We start from the raw sequence: 18,718 nt of genomic DNA on the forward strand, positions 1-18,718 counted from the left end.
TGCGATGACAGACATGCGTGCCAGGCCCAGGGTTGTTATCGCCGGTGGCGGCACCGCCGGGTGGGTGACGGCCGCCGCGCTCAGCAGCCAGTTGAAGGGCCTGCTGGACATCACGCTGGTGGAATCAGACCAGATAGGCACTGTCGGTGTGGGCGAGGCAACCATCCCCACCCACCGCAGCTTTCATGTTCTGATCGGCGCCAATGAGGTTGACTTCATGCGCGCGACCCGCGCCACCTTCAAGCTGGGTATCCAGTTCGAAAACTGGGGCGCGCAGGGCGACAGCTATATCCACTCGTTCGGGCAAATCGGCAAATCTCCCTGGATGGCGGATTTTCACCATCTGTGGATGCAGGCGAAGGCGGATGGCTTTGGCGGCGATCTTGGCGATTATTGCCTGGAACTGCGCGCCGCCGAAGCGGGGAAGTTTGCGCTGTCTGACAAGCTGAACCTGAATTACGCCTATCACCTGGACGCCAGCCTCTATGCCGCCTTCCTGCGGGCCCACAGCGAAGCACGCGGCGTGACGCGTGTTGAGGGCAAGTTTGTCGATGTCAGGCAGGACGGTGAAAGCGGTTTTATCAAAAGCATTGTCATGGAAAATGGTGATGAGGTCGAAGGCGACTTTTTCATCGACTGTACCGGTTTCCGTGCCGCCCTGATCGAAAAGGTGCTGGGTGTCGGGTATGACGACTGGTCACACTGGCTGCCCATGAACCGGGCGGTGGCGGTGCAGACCCAGTCAGCCGGAGACATCCTGCCCTATACCCGGTCCATCGCGCATGAAGCCGGCTGGCAGTGGCGCATTCCGTTGCAGCACCGGGTGGGCAATGGCCATGTCTATTGCAGTGACTATATCAGCGACGACGAGGCCCGCGCGACGCTTGAGCGCAACCTTGACGGCGAGATGCTGTTTGAACCGCGGGTGATAAAGTTCCTGACTGGGCGGCGCAAGAAACTGTGGGAAAAGAACTGTGTGGCCCTTGGGCTTTCAAGCGGTTTCCTGGAACCCCTTGAATCGACCAGCATCCATCTGTTCCAGATTGCGGCCACACGGCTGATCCAGTATTTCCCCTTCAATGGATGCAACCCGGCGCTGGCGGACCATTTCAACCGCCTGGCATCGGAAGAATTTGAAAGCATCCGCGATTTCATCATCGCGCACTATCATGTGACCCAGCGGGACGACACGGCCTTCTGGCGCGACCGCCAGGCCATGGATATCCCCGATACACTCAAACAGCGCCTTGCGCTCTACCGCGACAATGGCCTTGTCTATAAAGGCGAGGAAGACCTGTTCAGGATTGATTCCTGGATACAGGTGCTGTTGGGGCAGCGGTTTGAAACCAGTGCGTATCACCCGGCCGGGCGTTTGATGACGACGGACAAGCTCCGCTCTTCCCTGGCCAACTATGCGGACGGGGTGCGCCGGACAGTGGCGCAAATGCCGTCACACGCAGATTTCATCGCTCGCTACTGCGCCATGGCAGGCGAATAGCATACGGGGGAACAGGTAGGCGGATGACGGCGCAGGCAAAAAACATCGTGATTGTTGGGGGTGGGTCAGCCGGGTGGATCACGGCAGGGCTGATTGCGGCCCGCACCAGGGCGTCAGCTGCGCGCCCCGTCAACGTCACGGTGATCGAGGCGCCGGATATTCCCATCATTGGCGTGGGGGAAGGGACATGGCCCAGCATGCGCATGACTCTTCGCACCATGGGGATCAACGAGCAGGATTTCATCGCGGCCTGCCACGCGTCCTTCAAGCAGGGGTCCAAGTTCCGCCAGTGGCGCAAAAACACACCGGAAGATTTTTACTATCACCCGTTTGACCTGCCGGAAGGCTTCGAAGATGGCGATATCGCCGCCTATTGGCTCAAAGCGGGTACGCAATCCTTTTCAAGAACCGTATGCCCGCAGGAGCATCTGTGTGAAAGGCACTTTGCGCCCAAGTCGCTCACCAGCCCCGGGTATGCAGGCTTTACCAACTATGGCTATCATCTGGACGCGGGCACCTTTTCCGTTTTCCTGCGCAGCCACGCAACCAGCCAGCTGGGTGTGACCCACATTGCCGACAAGGTTCTGGGCGTGGTGGCGGCTGAAAACGGTGATATTGCCGCGGTCGAGACCGAGGCCAGCGGCCGGATTGACGGCGACCTGTTCATCGACTGCACAGGGTCCCGGTCATTGCTGCTGGGCGGGCATTACGGCATTGGCCTGACGCCCAAGTCAGACATTCTGTTTGCCGATACGGCGCTCGCGGTCCAGGTACCCTACGGCGAGGCCGACCCCGTTCAGTCCACCACCGTTGCCACCGCGCAGCCCGCGGGCTGGGTGTGGGACGTCAGCCTGTCCAGCCGCCGGGGCGTTGGGCATGTCTACAGCAGCAACCATATGGATGAAGAAGCGGCCACAGAATGCCTGAGAGGTTATCTGGGGCTGGATGACGCGCAGTTTGGTGCCCTGTCGGTGCGCAAGCTGGCCATCGGTTCAGGATACCGGCAGGCTTTCTGGCACCATAACTGTGTGGCCATTGGCCTGTCGGCAGGGTTCCTGGAGCCCCTGGAGGCTTCGGCCCTTATGCTCATCGAAACGTCAGCCAATATGGTGGCGGATGCCTTGGTGGCGGAAAGCGGGGATCTGGCCACATCCAGGGATGCCTTCAACCGCGACCTTCACCAGATTTGGGATGACATCATCCATTTCCTCAAACTTCATTATTGTCTCAGTGAACGCACGGAAGCCTTCTGGCAGGATAACCGGCAGCCGGACAGCATGCCCGCATCACTTGTGGCGGATATGGAAGCCTGGCGGCAGCCGCATCAGGGACAGGCGCCACGCTACGGCGGGGGCACGGTTTTCCCACCGGCCAGTTATCTGTATGTTCTTTACGGCATGGGGTTCCGCCCTGACGGCACAGCCGGCACCCTGACACCAGACGCGCAAAGCTTCGGCAAGAAATGCGCAGACAAGGTGGAACGCACGGTGGCCCAATTGCAGGCTCTGCTGCCGCAGAACAGGGCATTGCTGGACACGCTGAACGGCGCCATGGGAACGGGACAAGGGGGATAGGGGGATCATGACTGACATCAAGACCAGAACCAGGGTGCTGGACGGGGTGAACCCCGATGCCATTCCGTTTGAAACCCTGCTTGATGAAGGGCAGCCTGTGATCCTGAAGGGGCTGGCGGCCAAGTGGCCGATTGTCAAACAGGGGGAACAGGGCGCCGATGCCTTCACCGACCAGCTGAAATCCTTTGACGCGGGCAGGCAGGTTACCGGCTATGTCGGCACGCCTGACATGAAAGGCCGCTTTTTCTATAACGCCGACATGACCTGCCCCAATTATGATGCCGTGGTCACGGGCCTGGGTGACTTTCTGGACCAGATTCAGGCGGAAGGCGCCCGTGAAGGCGGCAGACACTGCTATATGGGGTCAACTGATGTTGACCTGTTCCTGCCCGGTTTCAGGGATCAAAACGACCTGACGCTCAACCACGCCATGTTCGAAAAATCGCCGATGCTTGTCAGTGTCTGGATCGGGAACCGGACGACTGCCGCCGCCCATTATGACATGTCGAACAATCTGGCCTGCAACCTGATCGGGCGGCGCCGCTTTACGCTGTTCCCGCCCGAACAGATCCATAATCTGTATCCCGGGCCGCTGGAGCCCACGCCTGGCGGGCAGGTGGTGAGCATGGTGGATTTGGAGGATCCGGATTATGATCGATACCCCCGGTTCCGCGAGGCGCTTGACAGCGCGCAGGTGGCGGACCTCGGCCCCGGTGACGCGCTGTTCTTCCCGGCGCTTTGGTGGCACCAGGTGGAAGCGCGGGACGGCTTCAACGCCATGATGAATTATTGGTGGAACGACGTGCCTGCGTTCGTCGACAACCCAATGGATACCCTACTGCACGGCCTGTTGAGCCTGCGTGACCGGCCAGCTCATGAAAAGGCCGCGTGGCGGCACGTGTTTGACTATTACGTGTTTGGCCCAGCGGGAACCGCCGCCGAGCATTTGCCAACCCATGTCCGTGGCGAGCTTGGCCCGATGGACGATTTCGCAGCCCGTCGCTTGAGAGCGAAAGTCCTCAGGAAACTGAACCGGTAGCGCAGGGCCCATGCTCCTGATATGTCTCCTTTGGGTCGTTTTCAGACTTCTTGTCCCCCTTGGCATTATGTCCGCTTCTATCCTGGAAAGCGGAGGTTGGGGCTTTCAGCGGTTGACAAGAGATCATAACGCCATGAACGGCCCTATTAACGGGGAGGCGGTAAAAGACGATCCTGCGGCCCTACCCGACAGCTGCCATGACTTTGCGGATATTGGCAAAGAAGGTGTCCGTTGCGGCCTTTACCCGGTTCGAAACGCTGGAGACTTCCTGTGCGGCACTCAGCACCTGCGTGGAAGCGGCCTGCGTTTCGGTTGCCCCCGTGGCGACATGGGAGATATTCTCATTTACCTCACGCGTGCCTTTGGCCGCCTCCTGAATATTGCGCGCGATTTCGCTTGTGGCGGCTTGCTGCTGTTCAACCGCGGCGGACACTGCGTTTACCAGCTCAGCGATTTCGCGTACTGCCGCCCGAATTTCACTCATTGAACTTGTCGCAGTGCCGGTTTTCTCCTGAACGGCATGTATCTGGCGTTCGATCTGGTCGGTTGCTTGTGCGGTCTGGTTATCGTCACCAATTCTGGATGCCACCATCAGTGATGGCTGGCTGTATGCGCTCCTGAATTACGGGAATATGCGTGTGGGCAAAGGCTTGGTGGCGCTGTGGCAAGCTTTAGGTCGATAAGGTTTTCAATTGCATCCATCTATATGATGTATAATAAAAACATGTACTTGGAGGACGTTTTGGCGAAAGCGAAAATTCATACGAATATCATGAAGTGACTTCGTCATGCCCGTACGGTATTTAGCGTATTTAACATAAGCGTTAGCTTCGCATGTCAAAAGCGGTGCCGAAATAGGGCCCGATGCACTCCGAAGACCATCCTGGAGCAGGAAAAGGTTGATAACTGATATGGAGGTGAAGGTGTCCAAATATGTTCTTTGGGCTGTTGGGGGAGCTTATCTGATCAATGGCTTGGTGATGTGGTTCCTGCCATTATGGTGGTATGAAACTGTGCCCGGCATACAACAAATGGGCTTGTATCACATGCATTTTGTTCGCGACATTGGCATTGCATATGGCGTGATGGGTGCTGGGCTGTTCTGGGCTTCCAGGAGTTCGGAGGTAGGGCTTTTTGCATGCGTGTGGCCAGCTCTGCATGCCTTATATCACGTGGCTATCTTCTTCGACAGGGGGGCGCTTTTGGATGAGGTATCGGCGACCAATCTGTTTTTGATCCAATTGCCCGCGTGGTCCAGCGTATGGGCAGCCTATCGTGTCCACAGATTGCCACAGCATCAGAGTTAGTTTGAGTGCTTTTATGGGCATCAAACCATGAAACACGTTTAAATTGGTTCGGATGACGCTTGATGCGCCCATGTCGGCAAAGAAAACATGGTCGCAGAAGATTCAAACATGTGGGGTCATTCCCGCATCAGGATGTTCGTTGGCAGCACGCATAAGGTAATGCAGGCAAATCGCCTGCGAATACTGGTAGGCACTTCCAGAAACACAAAAGGCAGCTAGCTTTTCGCTAACTGCCTTTTTTCTGCGAAACTGTGTCTCACTTTATGTGACGCATAAACTGAGACAATCCGTCATTTGCGACACATAAAATGAGATTATCCTGCAGGACCGCTTTTTAATCCGAGAGCAGACCTTAAGGTTTCTCTCTCAAACGTCTCCCGTTCGCCGGACGCGGAGGACATCAATCGCTTTTGAGAGATAGGTCCCGGTTTCGGAATTCTGTGGGGGTCATGCCCACTTCCGTCTTGAAGGCATCATTGAAGTTTGATTTGGTGGCAAAACCCGCCTCTGTTGCGATGTCGAAAATCGCGCGGTCTTGTTGGGTGGGGTCGGCCATTATCTGCTTGGCATAGCCAATGCGGGCCGCGCGCAGATAGGCGCGAAAGCTTTTGCCGGTGCAGCGGTTTACGGCGTTTGAAAGCTCTCGCGGGGTAACAGCCAGCCCATGGGCGGCTTCCTCGAGATTAAGCGCTTCCTGTTTGAACAGCTCGTCCTGTGTGAAGGCCGCTTCCAGTCGTTCGAAGGTTTCGCGGTCAAAGTCGGTTGTTGTGGCTTCCTGGTTTTTTTGCGGCACGGCCTTGTCGAGATAGATGTCCGGGTTCACCAGTGCCCACCAGGTAAGCGCCAGAATTACGAAGGCACCGAATCCAAGCTTCAGGAGCGTGATAAGGTCAGCTGGGATGACGGCTGTATCGGCCCACAGGCTGTAGACCTGGATGAGGTTCATCAGCGACAGCCAACATGTGCCGAAGGACAGGCCCGAAAGCCAGACCATCCTGTTTTGCTCTCCCAATACGCGCCGGTTCCGCCACAAGAGGACAAAGGCGGCCAGGCCATACAGCAGCCAGCTGAGCGATCCGGCGAAGATCACAAAAAGCCGCGCATCACCAGGCAGGACGAGCATCAGCGCAAGCGCTACGGGAAACGGGACGCCGTGTATCCAGTGAAACATGGCGGTGGAGCCCGAAAGCTGGCAACGGACCAGCCACCAGTTGGCGGGGCCGAACAGGAAGAATGAGGAAAAAGTCAGCGCAGAAATAAATGTGCCCGGCACATAATAGGTTGCCAGCAGCAGAAGATTGCCTGCGCACATCATTGCAAACATGAACTGGATCGATTTCTGCGCTTCAAACCGGTAGGCGAAGGCAGTGAGCATGCCCCCCATGACGGCGCCGATAACTGCAAGAATTAAATATGGAATCATGCTGCTGTCTCATTATTTTTCTATCCTGACTAAATCAACATCCATCCGGCAGGTCAAGGATGCCGGATGGTCCGAAAAATCCCTCCTTTCAACCAGAAAAGAGCTGAGCTGACGGCGTGGAATCGGCAGAAATCCTTGCCTGCTACTGTGCACTGGAGGTCGCAACAGCTCCGAATTGGGCGATATCCGTGACGTCCAGTTTCATGCTTCTGGACGTCCTGAGACGCGCAAGAGGGCGACAAGGCAACCATCTGGGCCTCTTATCCCCTTCCATTGCCATACGCGAGAATTCGGAAAACCGGACGGCGTCTGGCCGTGAACACAGAGACAAAAGACAAGACATAGAACTTGGCTATAGGAAGGAATGCTTTGATGAAAAAACACCTGGAAGGCCATATCGGCCTGAACCGGCTGAAGCCTGGTTTGCTTGGAAGTGCCGCGACGCTTCTGGCCACCATGGCGTTGGGGGCCGGCATCACCGGTGCTTCTGCACAGGATGCAGACGCCGACTTTGACATGGACCTCGAGGAGGTAACCGTTACCGGATCGCGCATCGTCCGCCGCGACCTGACGGCGCCTTCGCCCATCTCAACCGTTGGGTCGGAAGAGTTCCAGCTGTCCGGCGCCCAGAACGTTGAGCAGGTGCTGGCCACATTGCCACAAACCATCCCGGGCTTTGGCGGGTCGTCCAACAACCCGGGCGATGGTACTGCAACTGTTGACCTTCGTGGCCTTGGTTCACGCCGTACGCTGGTGCTGGTGAACGGCCGCCGTTACCTCCAATCGCGTCAGTCCGGTGAGGTTGACCTGAACACCATCCCATCGACGCTGATCGAGCGTGTGGAAGTTGTGACCGGTGGTGCCTCCGCCGTTTACGGGTCCGACGCCATGTCCGGTGTGGTGAACTTTGTGATGCGTGACGACTATGAGGGGCTGGAGCTTTCAGGCCAGTATGACACGACCCTTCACGGGGATGCCGAGCGGTATAATTTCAGCTCCACAATGGGCGGCAACTTTGCCGATGGCCGCGGTAACGCCACCCTGTTCGTCAACTATGTGAAGCGTAAGCCGTTGATGCAGGGCGACCGCAAATTCTCTACTTATGCATTGGGTGAAGGTGGTGACCCTGATCGTCTGCCAGGCGAAGCCTATGGTGCAGGCACGGGCCTGGGCGGCTCTGGTTCGTCCGGTATCCCTGGCACTCGTTTGTTCGACACAGTTCAGGTTAATCCAGGCACAGCAGGCGAATATACGCTTGGCCGCTTCAATAGCGACGGTTCCGGTGCGCCATACTCCGCAGCGTCTGACAGCTTCAACTACGCACCAGACAACTTCCTGCAGCTCCCACAAGAGCGCTGGATGGCGTCTGCTATGGCCCACTATCAGATCAACGACAGCGTTCGCATGTACACGGAAGCGACGTTCGTATCGAACAAAGTGCCACAAGAGCTGGCGCCTACGCCTGCCTTCGCGACCATTGAAATCAACCCGGACAGCCCCTTCTTCACGAATGACGTACAGGATGCTTTCCGCGTTGCTCGCGGCGACACCAACGGTGATGGGGTTCTCGATGCCAACGACGAAGGCAATCTAGACGTATTCATTGGCCGTCGTATGGTTGAAAACGGCCCACGTCAGGCTCTCGACACTCGTGACGCCTTCCGCGTTCTTGTTGGTTTCGACGGCGAAATCGGTGACGGCTGGTCCTACGACGTTAGCTACAGCTACGCTCGCGTGGACAACTTCCAGTTCCTGAAAAACGATGTATCGCGGAGCCGCTTCATCCAGGCGATTGCAGTCACTGACGATGGCACTGCGTGTCAGGATCCATCCGACGGCTGCGTGCCCCTCAATATCTTCGGTGCCGGTAACATCACCCAGGAAGCAATCGATTTCGTGAATGTTTCGGCCACCAACGTGACTGAGATCGAATCCCAGAACCTTCAGGCTATCGTTTCCGGTTCACTCGGTGACTGGACTGGTGCTGGTGAAGTTGGCCTCGCGATCGGTGTTGAATACCGCAAGGACGACTCTGCCTTCACGCCAGATACCTTCCTGGCGACCGGTGACGTTCTCGGCTTCAACGCCGGTGAGGCCACTGTCGGTGGCTTTGACACGTACGAAGTGTTCGCTGAGATGGCTCTGCCACTCCTCACGGGCGCTCCAATGGCTGAAAATCTGGAGGCCAGCTTGGCTGCTCGCTATTCGGATTATTCCACGGCTGGTTCCGTATGGTCCTATGCAGCAGGCCTGACCTGGGCGCCCGTTGCGGACATCAGCCTGCGTGGTCAGTACCAGCGCGCCGTACGTGCACCTAGCGTGCTCGAACTGTTCCAGGGACGGTCGAATGGCTTCCCGGGTGCGACTGACCCATGTTCCGATGCGACAGAAAACCCGTCGCCAACATTGATTGCGCTCTGTGAAGCAACGGGTGTGCCTGCCGGTCAGACTGGTAACTTTACCCAGGCGAATGCGCAGATCGAAGGCTCGTTCGGTGGTAACCCGAACCTCTATGAAGAATCTTCGGATACATACACCTTCGGTGCTGTAATCACGCCAGAAGCTCTTCCTGGCTTCACCATGGCTGTCGACTATTACAACATCAAAATTGATGACGCGATCTTCGTCTTTGGTGGCGGTGTGAACACCATTCTGGATCTTTGCTATAACGAATTCCAAGATCTCGAATCGCCATTCTGTCAGGCAGTTAGCCGCCGGACGGATGGTAACGTTGCCCGCGTAGATGCAGGGAACGCGAACATCGGTGCGATCAAGGCCGAAGGTCTCGACCTTCAGTGGTCTTACGGCATGGATGTTGATTTCGGCTTCTTCGAAGGGGGGTCATCGCTTGACTTCAACTTCGTTGGCACGCACGTCATCAATTCCGAAACCACACCAACCCAGATCAGGGGTATTCAGTCTCTTGTGAACGACTGTGAAGGCACCTATGGTTCCACATGTGGTACGCCTGATCCGAAGTATCGTTTCAACCTCCGGACATCGCTGACCAACGGCCCACTGCAGCTCAGCCTGAACTGGCGCTGGCTGGACAGTGTTGAAGACGATCAGATCCGCAACAACGGTGTTGACCCGGCTTCGCTTCCAGTGGCCAGCATCAAGTCGGAAAGCTATTTCGACCTGTCCTTCACCTATGACGTGAGCGAGAACTTGCAGATGTACGGCGGTGCACGGAACATCTTGAATAACAAGCCGACATTCCTTGGTGATAGCCAAAGCCAGGCCAACACATGGCCGGAAGCCTATGACGCCATCGGAACACGGGTGTTTATGGGGGCTCGCGTCCGCTTCTAAGGAACCCTCCTCCCGGGGGTAACAGTCTTCGCGTTTCCTCGACTTAAGCACTCGGAGCATATGCGGAGACAACGGCGGCAGCACCATGGCTCTGTGAGTGGTGCTGCCGCTTTCAAATAACAAGAAAACAGCGACAAACGACAAAAGGATAGAACCATGAAATTTTTGCTGACGCTTTTTGCGGCCTTGATGGTGGGGGGTGCAGCCAGTGCGGAGCAGCCAAAGCGACCGCCTGTATCGGAAAAACCATATGCCATGATGCAGAAGCTGGCCATGCTGGAAGGTGACTGGGAGATGGTCACCGAAATGACCCAGAACGATGGCGAGACCTGGCAGGCCATGCCGCCCGCCAAGGTTTCAATTGAGCTGCGCCACAAGGACCTGATGCTGGCGGAGGTGCCGCAGGAAGCATCCGACGCAGGGTTTCATATGGAAACCTACATCACCTACGACCGGTACCGCGAGGTCTACCGCAAGGCAGCAATCGACGATGTCTGGGGCATCATGGACCTGTATGAAGGCAAGCCGGTGGGCGACGACACCATTGTGTTCGAAAATCTGAAGGCCGACACCAGCTTCCTGATCGCGCCGGGTGTGTGGCGGCACTTCCGCCTGACACTGGAGCTCAGGAGCCCGAAGCGGACCCTGATGATTGAAAAAACGGACAATGGCGGCGAAAGCTGGGAGCCTGCCTTCCGGGTCACTTATACCAAACTCTGATTTCTCGCTGTAGGCGGCATGTTCGCTGCCTGCCATGAAGGCACAGCTTGACATTCCTGGGTATTGCAAACGCCAAGCGGCGTTTTGACTCTCAAAAAATGTTCGAGCTTGTCGTCACGAACTGGCCCATTCTGAATTATCGGAATGGGCCTTTTTTTATTGGCAGTCCTGATCAGGCAATAGCAGGGCGGGCCGCATGAGACTGTTGGTGTTGTTGCCTCCCGCGGGCTGAAGCCCAGCCCCTGTTGCTGAAGAAGCTGAAGGTGCTGGAGGCGACCAGCTGGTGCCAGCCACCTCCGCAATCAACTGGCTACATATCCGGCCCTGCCGGTAACGTGACGCCATCGGCCAACACGCCAAGGCGGATCTTTTGCCGGACCATATTCCCCCAATGCTCGACCATCTTGATCAATTCGCCGTCGCTCTTCCTCAAGTAGAAGATGGCGTGATTGCCGTCGCCGTAATCGGTATAGAGGGTCCAGCAGTCTACAGGATTGCCACTGAAGTCGGTCAGGGTCTCGGAGCCGGTGACCTTGTAAAATGACGTCTTCGCTTCCATTTGTGCCCCGGGCTGGTGAAAGTTGAGGCCAAATGTCCGGCCTTCAGCCAAGGGAAGCAACGCGAATGTCTCCATATCCAGTTCCCAGTTCAGCCCGCCTTCGAGCATCTCGGCCCGATAGTCGGCATGCTGGTTGCCCTCGACCGATTGATCGCCGGTGATGACCTTGCCGTTAAATTCATAAGCGCGACGAATACCCATGCCGGGGAAATCGGTTCGGTGGTAAAGCGGGGCATAATCTGACAGGCGGTTGACGGAATATTCCCGGCGTTTCATGCGTTTGTCGTCGCTCATCCACACCTGCCTGACTTCCACAACATCTTCGCCCTTTCGTTTGGTAACGACGGACCGGCGATGCCAGATGGACAGCATTTTCTCCTCGCCTGTATCTTTGTCCTGCATATAGACAAGATACTGCCTGAGGTCGGTGTTGACCTGCTCCGCCTTCAGGCCCTTGAAATGAAAAATTGGCACTGCGGCGGTGGCAGTGTCAGCTGCCAGCACATCCTGGTTAATTGACGCCAAAAAGGCCGGTGAAAAAGTGAGCATGGCTGATATGGCAGCTGCTCGCATCACAGTCATTGTCATGCTGGTATCCCCATTTATTGTTAAAACTTATGTTCGCCACTGGGGCTGATAGGCTCAAACTTTTGTCGATGAAGTGGTGCGGCTGCGAGGTGGATGGCATTTGGTTTTAGGCGCTCTTTTCTACTGCAATCTGCAGGCAGGGCAACCTGTTGCTCAGCAGGCGTCGAAGGTCCGAATTTTCAAAGAAATCATGGGGCAAGGCATCCCGGATTTGGTGGAATTCTGACCGACGGGAAGGTGTCGGGAGTTTTGTGACATCCGATTGGGGGTTTCTTCACAAAGCATGTCCGGGTAGGCACTTCCAGAAACACAAAAGGCAGCTAGCTCCTCGCTAACTGCCATTTTTCTGCGTCAAAATTCTCACTTTATGTGTCACCTGTAGGGTGACGCAATTAATGAGACTGGCTTCTGCGGATTTCTGCCTTTTTCAGAATCCGAATGACACATAAAGTGAGACTGAGTGACGCATAAACTGAGACAATCCGTCATTTGCGACACATAAAATGAGACTATCCGACCGGCCGCTTTTCGTTCTGATGCCCGACTTCCCATTTTTACCGACAAATATAGCCGTTTTGCCAGAAAACGACCTATTACTTCTTAGAGATGCCGCAAAAGTTTGATCCCTTTTATTATAGTTAACGATTAGTTAATGTGTAATTGACATTATGGTTCAATGCGCCTTAGTCTCCCTAACGCGTATCTTAAATGTTTCATGGGGGGAGGGCAAAATGCCTGCCATTGGTAATTTTTCTTGGGATTCAGTGGATCGTCCAGTTCTTGATGGGAGCCAGCTGGAAGTCGGTGACGGGAAAACTTATGCCACAGTGGACTCTGCCCTAGCCGCAGCCACCGTCGGCGACACGATCACTGTTTTTGATGGCACCAACAGTCAGTCCTTTATCTGGAATGGAGGCAACGTTATTCAGGTTGGTGTCGGCCAGGACTATGCGACAGTTCAGGAAGCATATGCTGCATCAAACGCGGGTGATATCATCCTTGTACATGAAGGCACCTACAGTTTCAGCGGCAATGAATATTATCCAAAAAGCGATCATTCCGAACCAATCCTGATCTCTCATGACATCAGTATCATTGGTATCGGCACCGCGACGTTCGACATCGGTTATGTGGAGAAGGGGGCGTTGGTCACCAACCCAACGACGAATCAAACACTTTATGTTGAGAATATCACCTTTACGGGCGCGTATGGGAACTCAGCAAATAGTGGGGGCATCAGGCACCAGGCTGGGGACCTGACCGTTGTCAACAGCACGTTCTCAGATAGTGAAAGCGGCATCCTGGCGCTGCCTGAGACCGGTACTGTCCATGTGGTGGATAGCTATTTCAGCGGTATTGGCAGCGACGGTTTTTCCCACGCCCTATATATCCAGGGTGAAAGCCTGATTGTTGAAAACAGCCATTTTGTTGACGCCCTGCATGGACAGCACGTGAAGTCGACAACCTATGGCCAGACAATTGTTGTTGATTCCGTCCTTGATGACGGCACTGGATCATCAAGCTATGCTGTGGATATCGGGGGCGGGGGCAACATCCTGCTGGACGGCAACACCTTCATCAAAGGTGCGGGCGCCGACAACAGTACCTTTGTCTGGTATGACGCCAACCGTTATGGCGGTGACCCGGGGGAAGTCTGGATCCAGAACAACAGTTTTGACGCCACAAACTATCCCAACATCAACAGCATGAAAGTTGTCGTGAACCGGACTTTTTCGGACGTTAACCTCGTCAACAATACAGTAGACGGCGTTCTTGAAGATCGCCTGATCATTGGCCTCGGCCATATCCAAAATGTCACGCTTGATGGCACGTTGCTGGCGGACACCACGGTTACGGAACACACCACCGCCCTGACATCGGCAGATGATATCTATGTCACTGAGCTGACAGGTGGCACAAACATCGCTGGAGAGGCTGGTGACGATTCCCTCATCGGTCTGGGCGGCGTGGATACACTCTGGGGCGGCACTGGCAACGACCTGTTAGTGGGCGACGACGGCGCTGACTATCTTCTGGGCGGAGCCAACGATGATACGATTTATGGTGGCGACGGCGCTGACATGCTCTATGGGGATTCGGGCGATGACCTGCTGATCAGCGGCGCCGGCACGGGCGACGAGCGCCTGCATGGCGGTGAAGGCAATGACACGCTAAGTATTACTACCGGCTATGCAAACGGCGGTGCCGACAATGACGTTATCGTTAGCACAGGCGATAACAAGGCGACGCTGCAGGGAGGTGCGGGCGATGACATTGTCTATGGCGGCCAGGGGGGCGACTTGATCCTGGGCGGCGACGGCATAGACATTGCTGTGTTTCACGGCATCTATGATCCGAATGATCCAGCGAATTCTGACTTCTCGATAGAGCCTAAGGCGAGCTGGTTCACGCAACTTGTGGTGAAGGGGATTTCCGAAGCCGGCATGAATGAGGTTGGTAACGGTATCAACTATTGGAACGGCGAGATTTTCTATGACGACAAGGAAACGTTCGCAGGCTTTGAAAAACTCCAGTTCGACAATGGTGTTTATGATGTCGCTACCGGCACCTTCACTGAGGGGTTGATCCTTGTCGATGTTGATTCAATCCTGAACGGTATCCCGGGCGGCGGCAACTTCAGTGATCCCGTGATCGGCACCGATGGAGACGACATTTTCACGGTGAGCGGCGTCAATGGCTTTACCACCTACGATGGTGGCCTGGGTAATGACCAGATTCAAGCCTCAGAAGCCGATATGTTCATTCGTCTTACGGCCTTCAACGCAGGTGATGTTGAAACGATCACGGCGAACGGGTTTACTGGTGTCTCCATTCTGGCAAGCAGTAGCGACAACAAGCTTGACTTCAGCGCCACGACGCTGACCGGCATCAGTTACATTGATGCCGGCCTTGGCAATGATACTATCGCCGGATCGCCGGGGGATGACACTATCATCGGTGGCTATGGTAACGACCAGATGACTGGCGGTGATGGCAACGATGTGTTTGAAATTGCCGCAGGCGCGGGCACAGACTATATCGATGGCGGGCTCGGCGTGGATACTATTCGTATCACAGCAGACGACGTTACCTTGAGCCTAAGCAATGTCACGCTTGATAGCAATGCAGCCGAACAAATCGACATTGGGGCACACACTGGCGTAACGATCCTGGCTAGCAGCAGCAGCAACAACTGGAATCTGTCAGGCATTTCCATGGCAGGCATTACCTATATCGATATGCAAGTCGGTAACGACACGGTGACGGGAACATCGCAATCGGAAACCATTGTTGGCGGTGCAGGTGATGACAAACTGTATGGTGGCGCAGGTGACGATACCTTCCTTGTCGCCGTTGGGGATGGCTCTGACATAATCGAAGGCGGCGACGGCATCGATACCATTTTGGCGGCAGCCAACGATGTTGCCATTGGCCTTGGATCGTTCGATGCCACCAATTCGATCGAAAGTATTGATGCGGCCGGCCACACCGGCGTTACCGTTTCGCTCACATCCACTGGAAGCTTTGATTTCAGCCAGACCACCTTCACCGGCATCGATGGTATTGTCGCGGGCGGTGGTTCGGATACGATCCACGGTACCCAAGCGGCTGATACAATCGACGGCGGAGAGGGTTGGAACAAACTGTATGGCGAGGACGGCGACGATGTCTTCCTGGCATCCTCCAACAGCGGCCTCGAAACGTTTGATGGCGGCAATGGTGTGGATACAGTTCGGGCGTCGGCAGATGACACCGCGATCAATATCGACCAATTCGTCGCAGGTGCCGTGGAAGTGATCGACGCAGGCGGCCACACGGGCGTTTCCATCGTCCACGACCACTATACCAACACATCAATGGACTTCTCCCAAACCATGCTCAATGGCATTGATCTGATCGCCAGTAGAGGTGGCCAGGATACCATCCGTGGTTCACAGGGAGCTGACATCATCGACGGTGGCAACGGCTGGAACAAACTCTATGGCGAAGGCGGCGATGATGTCTTCCTGGTTGCCTCCAACAGCTCTCTGGACACTTTCGACGGGGGCACCGGGAACGACACCATTCGGGCCACAGAGGACAATGCAGCTATCAATATCGACCAATTCGCCGCAGGCGCCGTGGAAGTGATCAGTGCGGGTGGTCACACGGGTGTTTCCATCGTCCACGACCACTATACCAACACATCAATGGACTTCTCCCAAACCATGCTTGTCGGTATTACCGACATTCTAGGGGGCAATGGGCAGGACACAGTTCGAGGGTCGCAAGGCAGCGAGGTCATTAACGGCCGTGCAGGCAATGACCAACTCTATGGCGAGAATGGCGATGACACGCTTCTGGGCGACACCGGAGCCGACCAGCTGGTTGGCGGCCTTGGGGCCGATGTACTCAATGGTGGCGCGGACAATGACCAGCTAACCGGTGGCGACGGCAATGATGTCTTCGCCTTTGGTGCGGGTTGGGGCGTGGATAGTGTTCTGGACTTCACAGAGGGTGACGTGCTGGACCTGACAGTGACAGGGTTGACCTTTGATGACTTGACAATCGTCCAGAGCGGTGAAGATGCCATCATTTCAGACCCGAACGGCAACAGCATCACTGTCGTGGGGGCAGGTGCGCAAGCCTTCTACAGTGCCAACCTTATCATCCCTGGCGCACCGACCGAACCCCCCGCTATGGGCTCCTTCCTGCAGGGGACAAACGGCGCAGAAACCATCAATGGCACATCCGTTGACGACACTATTGAGGGCCTGAACGGCAACGACACCATGTATGGCAATGGTGGCGACGATGTCTTCCTCTACACAAGAGGTGAAGGGCTGGACCGCTTCTATGGCGGAGACGGCAATGACAGCCTGATCGTTAGTGGCGACGAACTCTATATCAGTACATTTGATGCGGGCGATGTAGAAAGCATCAGTGGCTCTGGCGTTACCATTCAGGGTACCTGGCGGCACAATTCGTTCGATTTCAGCCAGACTATTTTGACCGGTATTGCCAAAATCGATGGTGGCACCGGCAACGACACTATCCATGGGTCGCAGGGCGATGACACCATTTTGGGTGGCGATAACGGCGACAAGCTTTATGGCGAAGCCGGAAACGACGTCTTTCTTGTCGTTGGCGGCGGCGGCAACGGCACCGATATCTATGATGGTGGAGCTGGCCTTGATACCATTCGTGCAACTGGCGACGATGCGCTCCTTTCCTTGTCTACCTTCGCAGCCGGTAGTGTTGAGGTCATCACAAGTGGCGGTTTCGCAAACATGACTATTGCCAGCACCTGGCAGCACAATTTGTTGGACTTTAGCCAGACAATACTTGTTGGTGTGACAGAAATTAGTGGCGGTGACGGCAACGACACCATCTATGGGTCCCAGGGTGACGACACTCTAAACGGCAATAGCGGTCGTGATGTTCTGTATGGCGAAGGAGGCGTGAATACCTTCCGCTATGACACCACAATCGACGATGACATCATCGGCGACTTCAAAGAGGGTGATATCATAGATCTGTCCACTACCTCCTATACCTTTGCCAGCCTGACAATTGTGCAAAATGGTGCAAATACCGAAATCACAGATGCAGCGACAGGCAAGACACTCACTATGCTGAATACCGACGCCAACAGCATCGACGAAACAGATTTCGTCTTCTCGCCACCAGAAGGTATCCTGGCGACACAGGACAATGAGGTGATTGTCCTTGGGGATATGTTCGTAACCGGCGAGGCCCCGTTGATTTCTGCTGATGGCCATAGTGGTGTGACCATTGGGGCTTCTGGCTCGGGGCCCAATGTTTGGGACTTCAGCCAGACTGTTCTGGTTGGTATCGGCTCCATCGATGCCAAGGGCGGAGACGACACCATTACAGGCTCAGCCGACGCTGATACGATCATCGGCGGTAGCGGACAGGACCGCTTGTTTGGCGGCGGAGGCGACGACACCTTTCTTGTTGGCCCTAGTGACGGATATGACCAGTTCGATGGTGGTGACGGGACGGACAGCATCCTCGCCACCACAGATAACGTCGCTATCATGATTGACTATAGTTTCCTAGCTGGAGCGGCCGAGATCGTCTCTGCCGACGGTCATAACAACGTCACCATCACCGGGCGTGGTTTTGGCAGTGACGATATGCTGGACTTTTCCGCGACCACGCTGGTTGATATTACGGCTATCGACGGCCAGAGCGGCGAAGATACCATCCACGGATCGCAGAGCGACGACACGATTTTGGGTAATACAGGCAATGATGTTCTATTTGGCGAAGGCGGTAGCGACATCATCATTGGCGGCGCCGGTACTGACAACCTGTCCGGTGATGCGGGGAATGATACCTTCCTGGTCAACCCCGGCGACGGCACCGATTTCTTCCATGGCGGGGCGGGCACGGATACGATCCTGGCGGCTGCGGACAATGTTGCGATTGGCATCCAGACCAACAAAGTTGCCAGCAACTTTGAGGGCATCGAGATTATCGACGCCGGTGGTTACACCGGAGTCACCATCGTCGGCAGCGGCAGCGGCAACAGCGCCTATTGGGACCTCATGGACTTTAGCAACACGACACTGGTCGGCATCACGGCCATCGACGGTGGCGGCGGTAACGATACCATCATTGGATCGGCTGCTGACGACACCATCATTGGCGGCGCCGGTACTGACAACCTGTCCGGTGATGCGGGGAATGAT

10 protein-coding genes are annotated in these 18,718 nt (G+C 55.7%); 7 read left to right on the top strand and 3 right to left on the bottom strand.

Annotation, left to right across the window (positions count from 1 at the left end; genetic code table 11):
- The first annotated feature begins 4 nt into the window (after positions 1-4).
- Genes KORLAC_RS18265 through KORLAC_RS18275 form a run of 3 tightly spaced genes read left to right on the top strand, consistent with a single transcriptional unit; the run spans position 5 to position 4,111 of the window.
- The gene (locus tag KORLAC_RS18265; RefSeq protein WP_068309219.1) at positions 5-1,498 is read left to right on the top strand and encodes a tryptophan halogenase family protein; all 1,494 of its coding nucleotides are present in this window, start codon (positions 5-7) and stop codon (positions 1,496-1,498) included.
- A 23-nt stretch (positions 1,499-1,521) separates the two neighbouring features.
- Positions 1,522-3,072 (top strand): tryptophan halogenase family protein, encoded by a 1,551-nt coding sequence (locus KORLAC_RS18270; RefSeq protein ID WP_068309221.1) that lies wholly within the window; start codon positions 1,522-1,524, stop codon positions 3,070-3,072.
- Positions 3,073-3,079: 7 nt separating this feature from the next.
- Positions 3,080-4,111, top strand: a complete 1,032-nt coding sequence (locus tag KORLAC_RS18275) for a cupin-like domain-containing protein (RefSeq protein WP_068309223.1) — start codon at positions 3,080-3,082, stop codon at positions 4,109-4,111.
- Between the two features lie 181 nt (positions 4,112-4,292).
- Here the strand turns inward: KORLAC_RS18275 and KORLAC_RS18280 are convergent, their stop codons facing one another.
- A complete protein-coding gene (locus KORLAC_RS18280) occupies positions 4,293-4,703 on the bottom strand; it encodes a methyl-accepting chemotaxis protein (RefSeq protein WP_068309225.1) in 411 nt (136 codons plus the stop codon).
- A gap of 331 nt (positions 4,704-5,034) precedes the next feature.
- Between KORLAC_RS18280 and KORLAC_RS18285 the strand changes: the two genes are divergently transcribed.
- Positions 5,035-5,418: a hypothetical protein gene (locus KORLAC_RS18285; RefSeq protein ID WP_139167370.1), complete on the top strand. Its 384-nt coding sequence runs from the start codon at positions 5,035-5,037 to the stop codon at positions 5,416-5,418.
- Between the two features lie 400 nt (positions 5,419-5,818).
- On the opposite strand, the gene KORLAC_RS18290 is transcribed toward KORLAC_RS18285, so the two are convergent.
- Positions 5,819-6,841, bottom strand: a complete 1,023-nt coding sequence (locus tag KORLAC_RS18290; RefSeq protein WP_068309228.1) for a helix-turn-helix domain-containing protein — start codon at positions 6,839-6,841, stop codon at positions 5,819-5,821.
- A gap of 372 nt (positions 6,842-7,213) precedes the next feature.
- Between KORLAC_RS18290 and KORLAC_RS18295 the strand changes: the two genes are divergently transcribed.
- Entirely contained in the window at positions 7,214-10,153 is a 2,940-nt protein-coding gene (locus KORLAC_RS18295; RefSeq protein ID WP_068309231.1) for a TonB-dependent receptor plug domain-containing protein, read from the top strand.
- A 156-nt stretch (positions 10,154-10,309) separates the two neighbouring features.
- Complete coding sequence (locus KORLAC_RS18300) at positions 10,310-10,873, top strand: DUF1579 family protein (protein ID WP_068309233.1); 564 nt, start codon at positions 10,310-10,312, stop codon at positions 10,871-10,873.
- A gap of 310 nt (positions 10,874-11,183) precedes the next feature.
- Here KORLAC_RS18300 and KORLAC_RS18305 read toward each other — a convergent pair whose 3' ends face one another.
- On the bottom strand, positions 11,184-12,020 hold the full coding sequence (locus KORLAC_RS18305; RefSeq protein WP_068309234.1) for a DUF3108 domain-containing protein: 837 nt from the start codon (positions 12,018-12,020) through the stop codon (positions 11,184-11,186).
- A gap of 764 nt (positions 12,021-12,784) precedes the next feature.
- Between KORLAC_RS18305 and KORLAC_RS18310 the strand changes: the two genes are divergently transcribed.
- The coding region (locus KORLAC_RS18310; protein ID WP_160328661.1) for a calcium-binding protein at positions 12,785-18,718 on the top strand (5,934 nt) is incomplete at its 3' end.

This window comes from Kordiimonas lacus, from assembly GCF_001550055.1.
Classification (GTDB): domain Bacteria; phylum Pseudomonadota; class Alphaproteobacteria; order Sphingomonadales; family Kordiimonadaceae; genus Kordiimonas; species Kordiimonas lacus.

Coding starts and splice junctions, on each gene's coding strand:
- KORLAC_RS18265 (WP_068309219.1), top strand. CDS start 5: ATGACAGACATGCGTGCCAGGCCCAGGGTTGTTATCGCCGGTGGCGGC.
- KORLAC_RS18270 (WP_068309221.1), top strand. CDS start 1,522: ATGACGGCGCAGGCAAAAAACATCGTGATTGTTGGGGGTGGGTCAGCC.
- KORLAC_RS18275 (WP_068309223.1), top strand. CDS start 3,080: ATGACTGACATCAAGACCAGAACCAGGGTGCTGGACGGGGTGAACCCC.
- KORLAC_RS18280 (WP_068309225.1), bottom strand. CDS start 4,703: ATGGTGGCATCCAGAATTGGTGACGATAACCAGACCGCACAAGCAACC.
- KORLAC_RS18290 (WP_068309228.1), bottom strand. CDS start 6,841: ATGATTCCATATTTAATTCTTGCAGTTATCGGCGCCGTCATGGGGGGC.
- KORLAC_RS18295 (WP_068309231.1), top strand. CDS start 7,214: ATGAAAAAACACCTGGAAGGCCATATCGGCCTGAACCGGCTGAAGCCT.
- KORLAC_RS18300 (WP_068309233.1), top strand. CDS start 10,310: ATGAAATTTTTGCTGACGCTTTTTGCGGCCTTGATGGTGGGGGGTGCA.
- KORLAC_RS18305 (WP_068309234.1), bottom strand. CDS start 12,020: ATGACAATGACTGTGATGCGAGCAGCTGCCATATCAGCCATGCTCACT.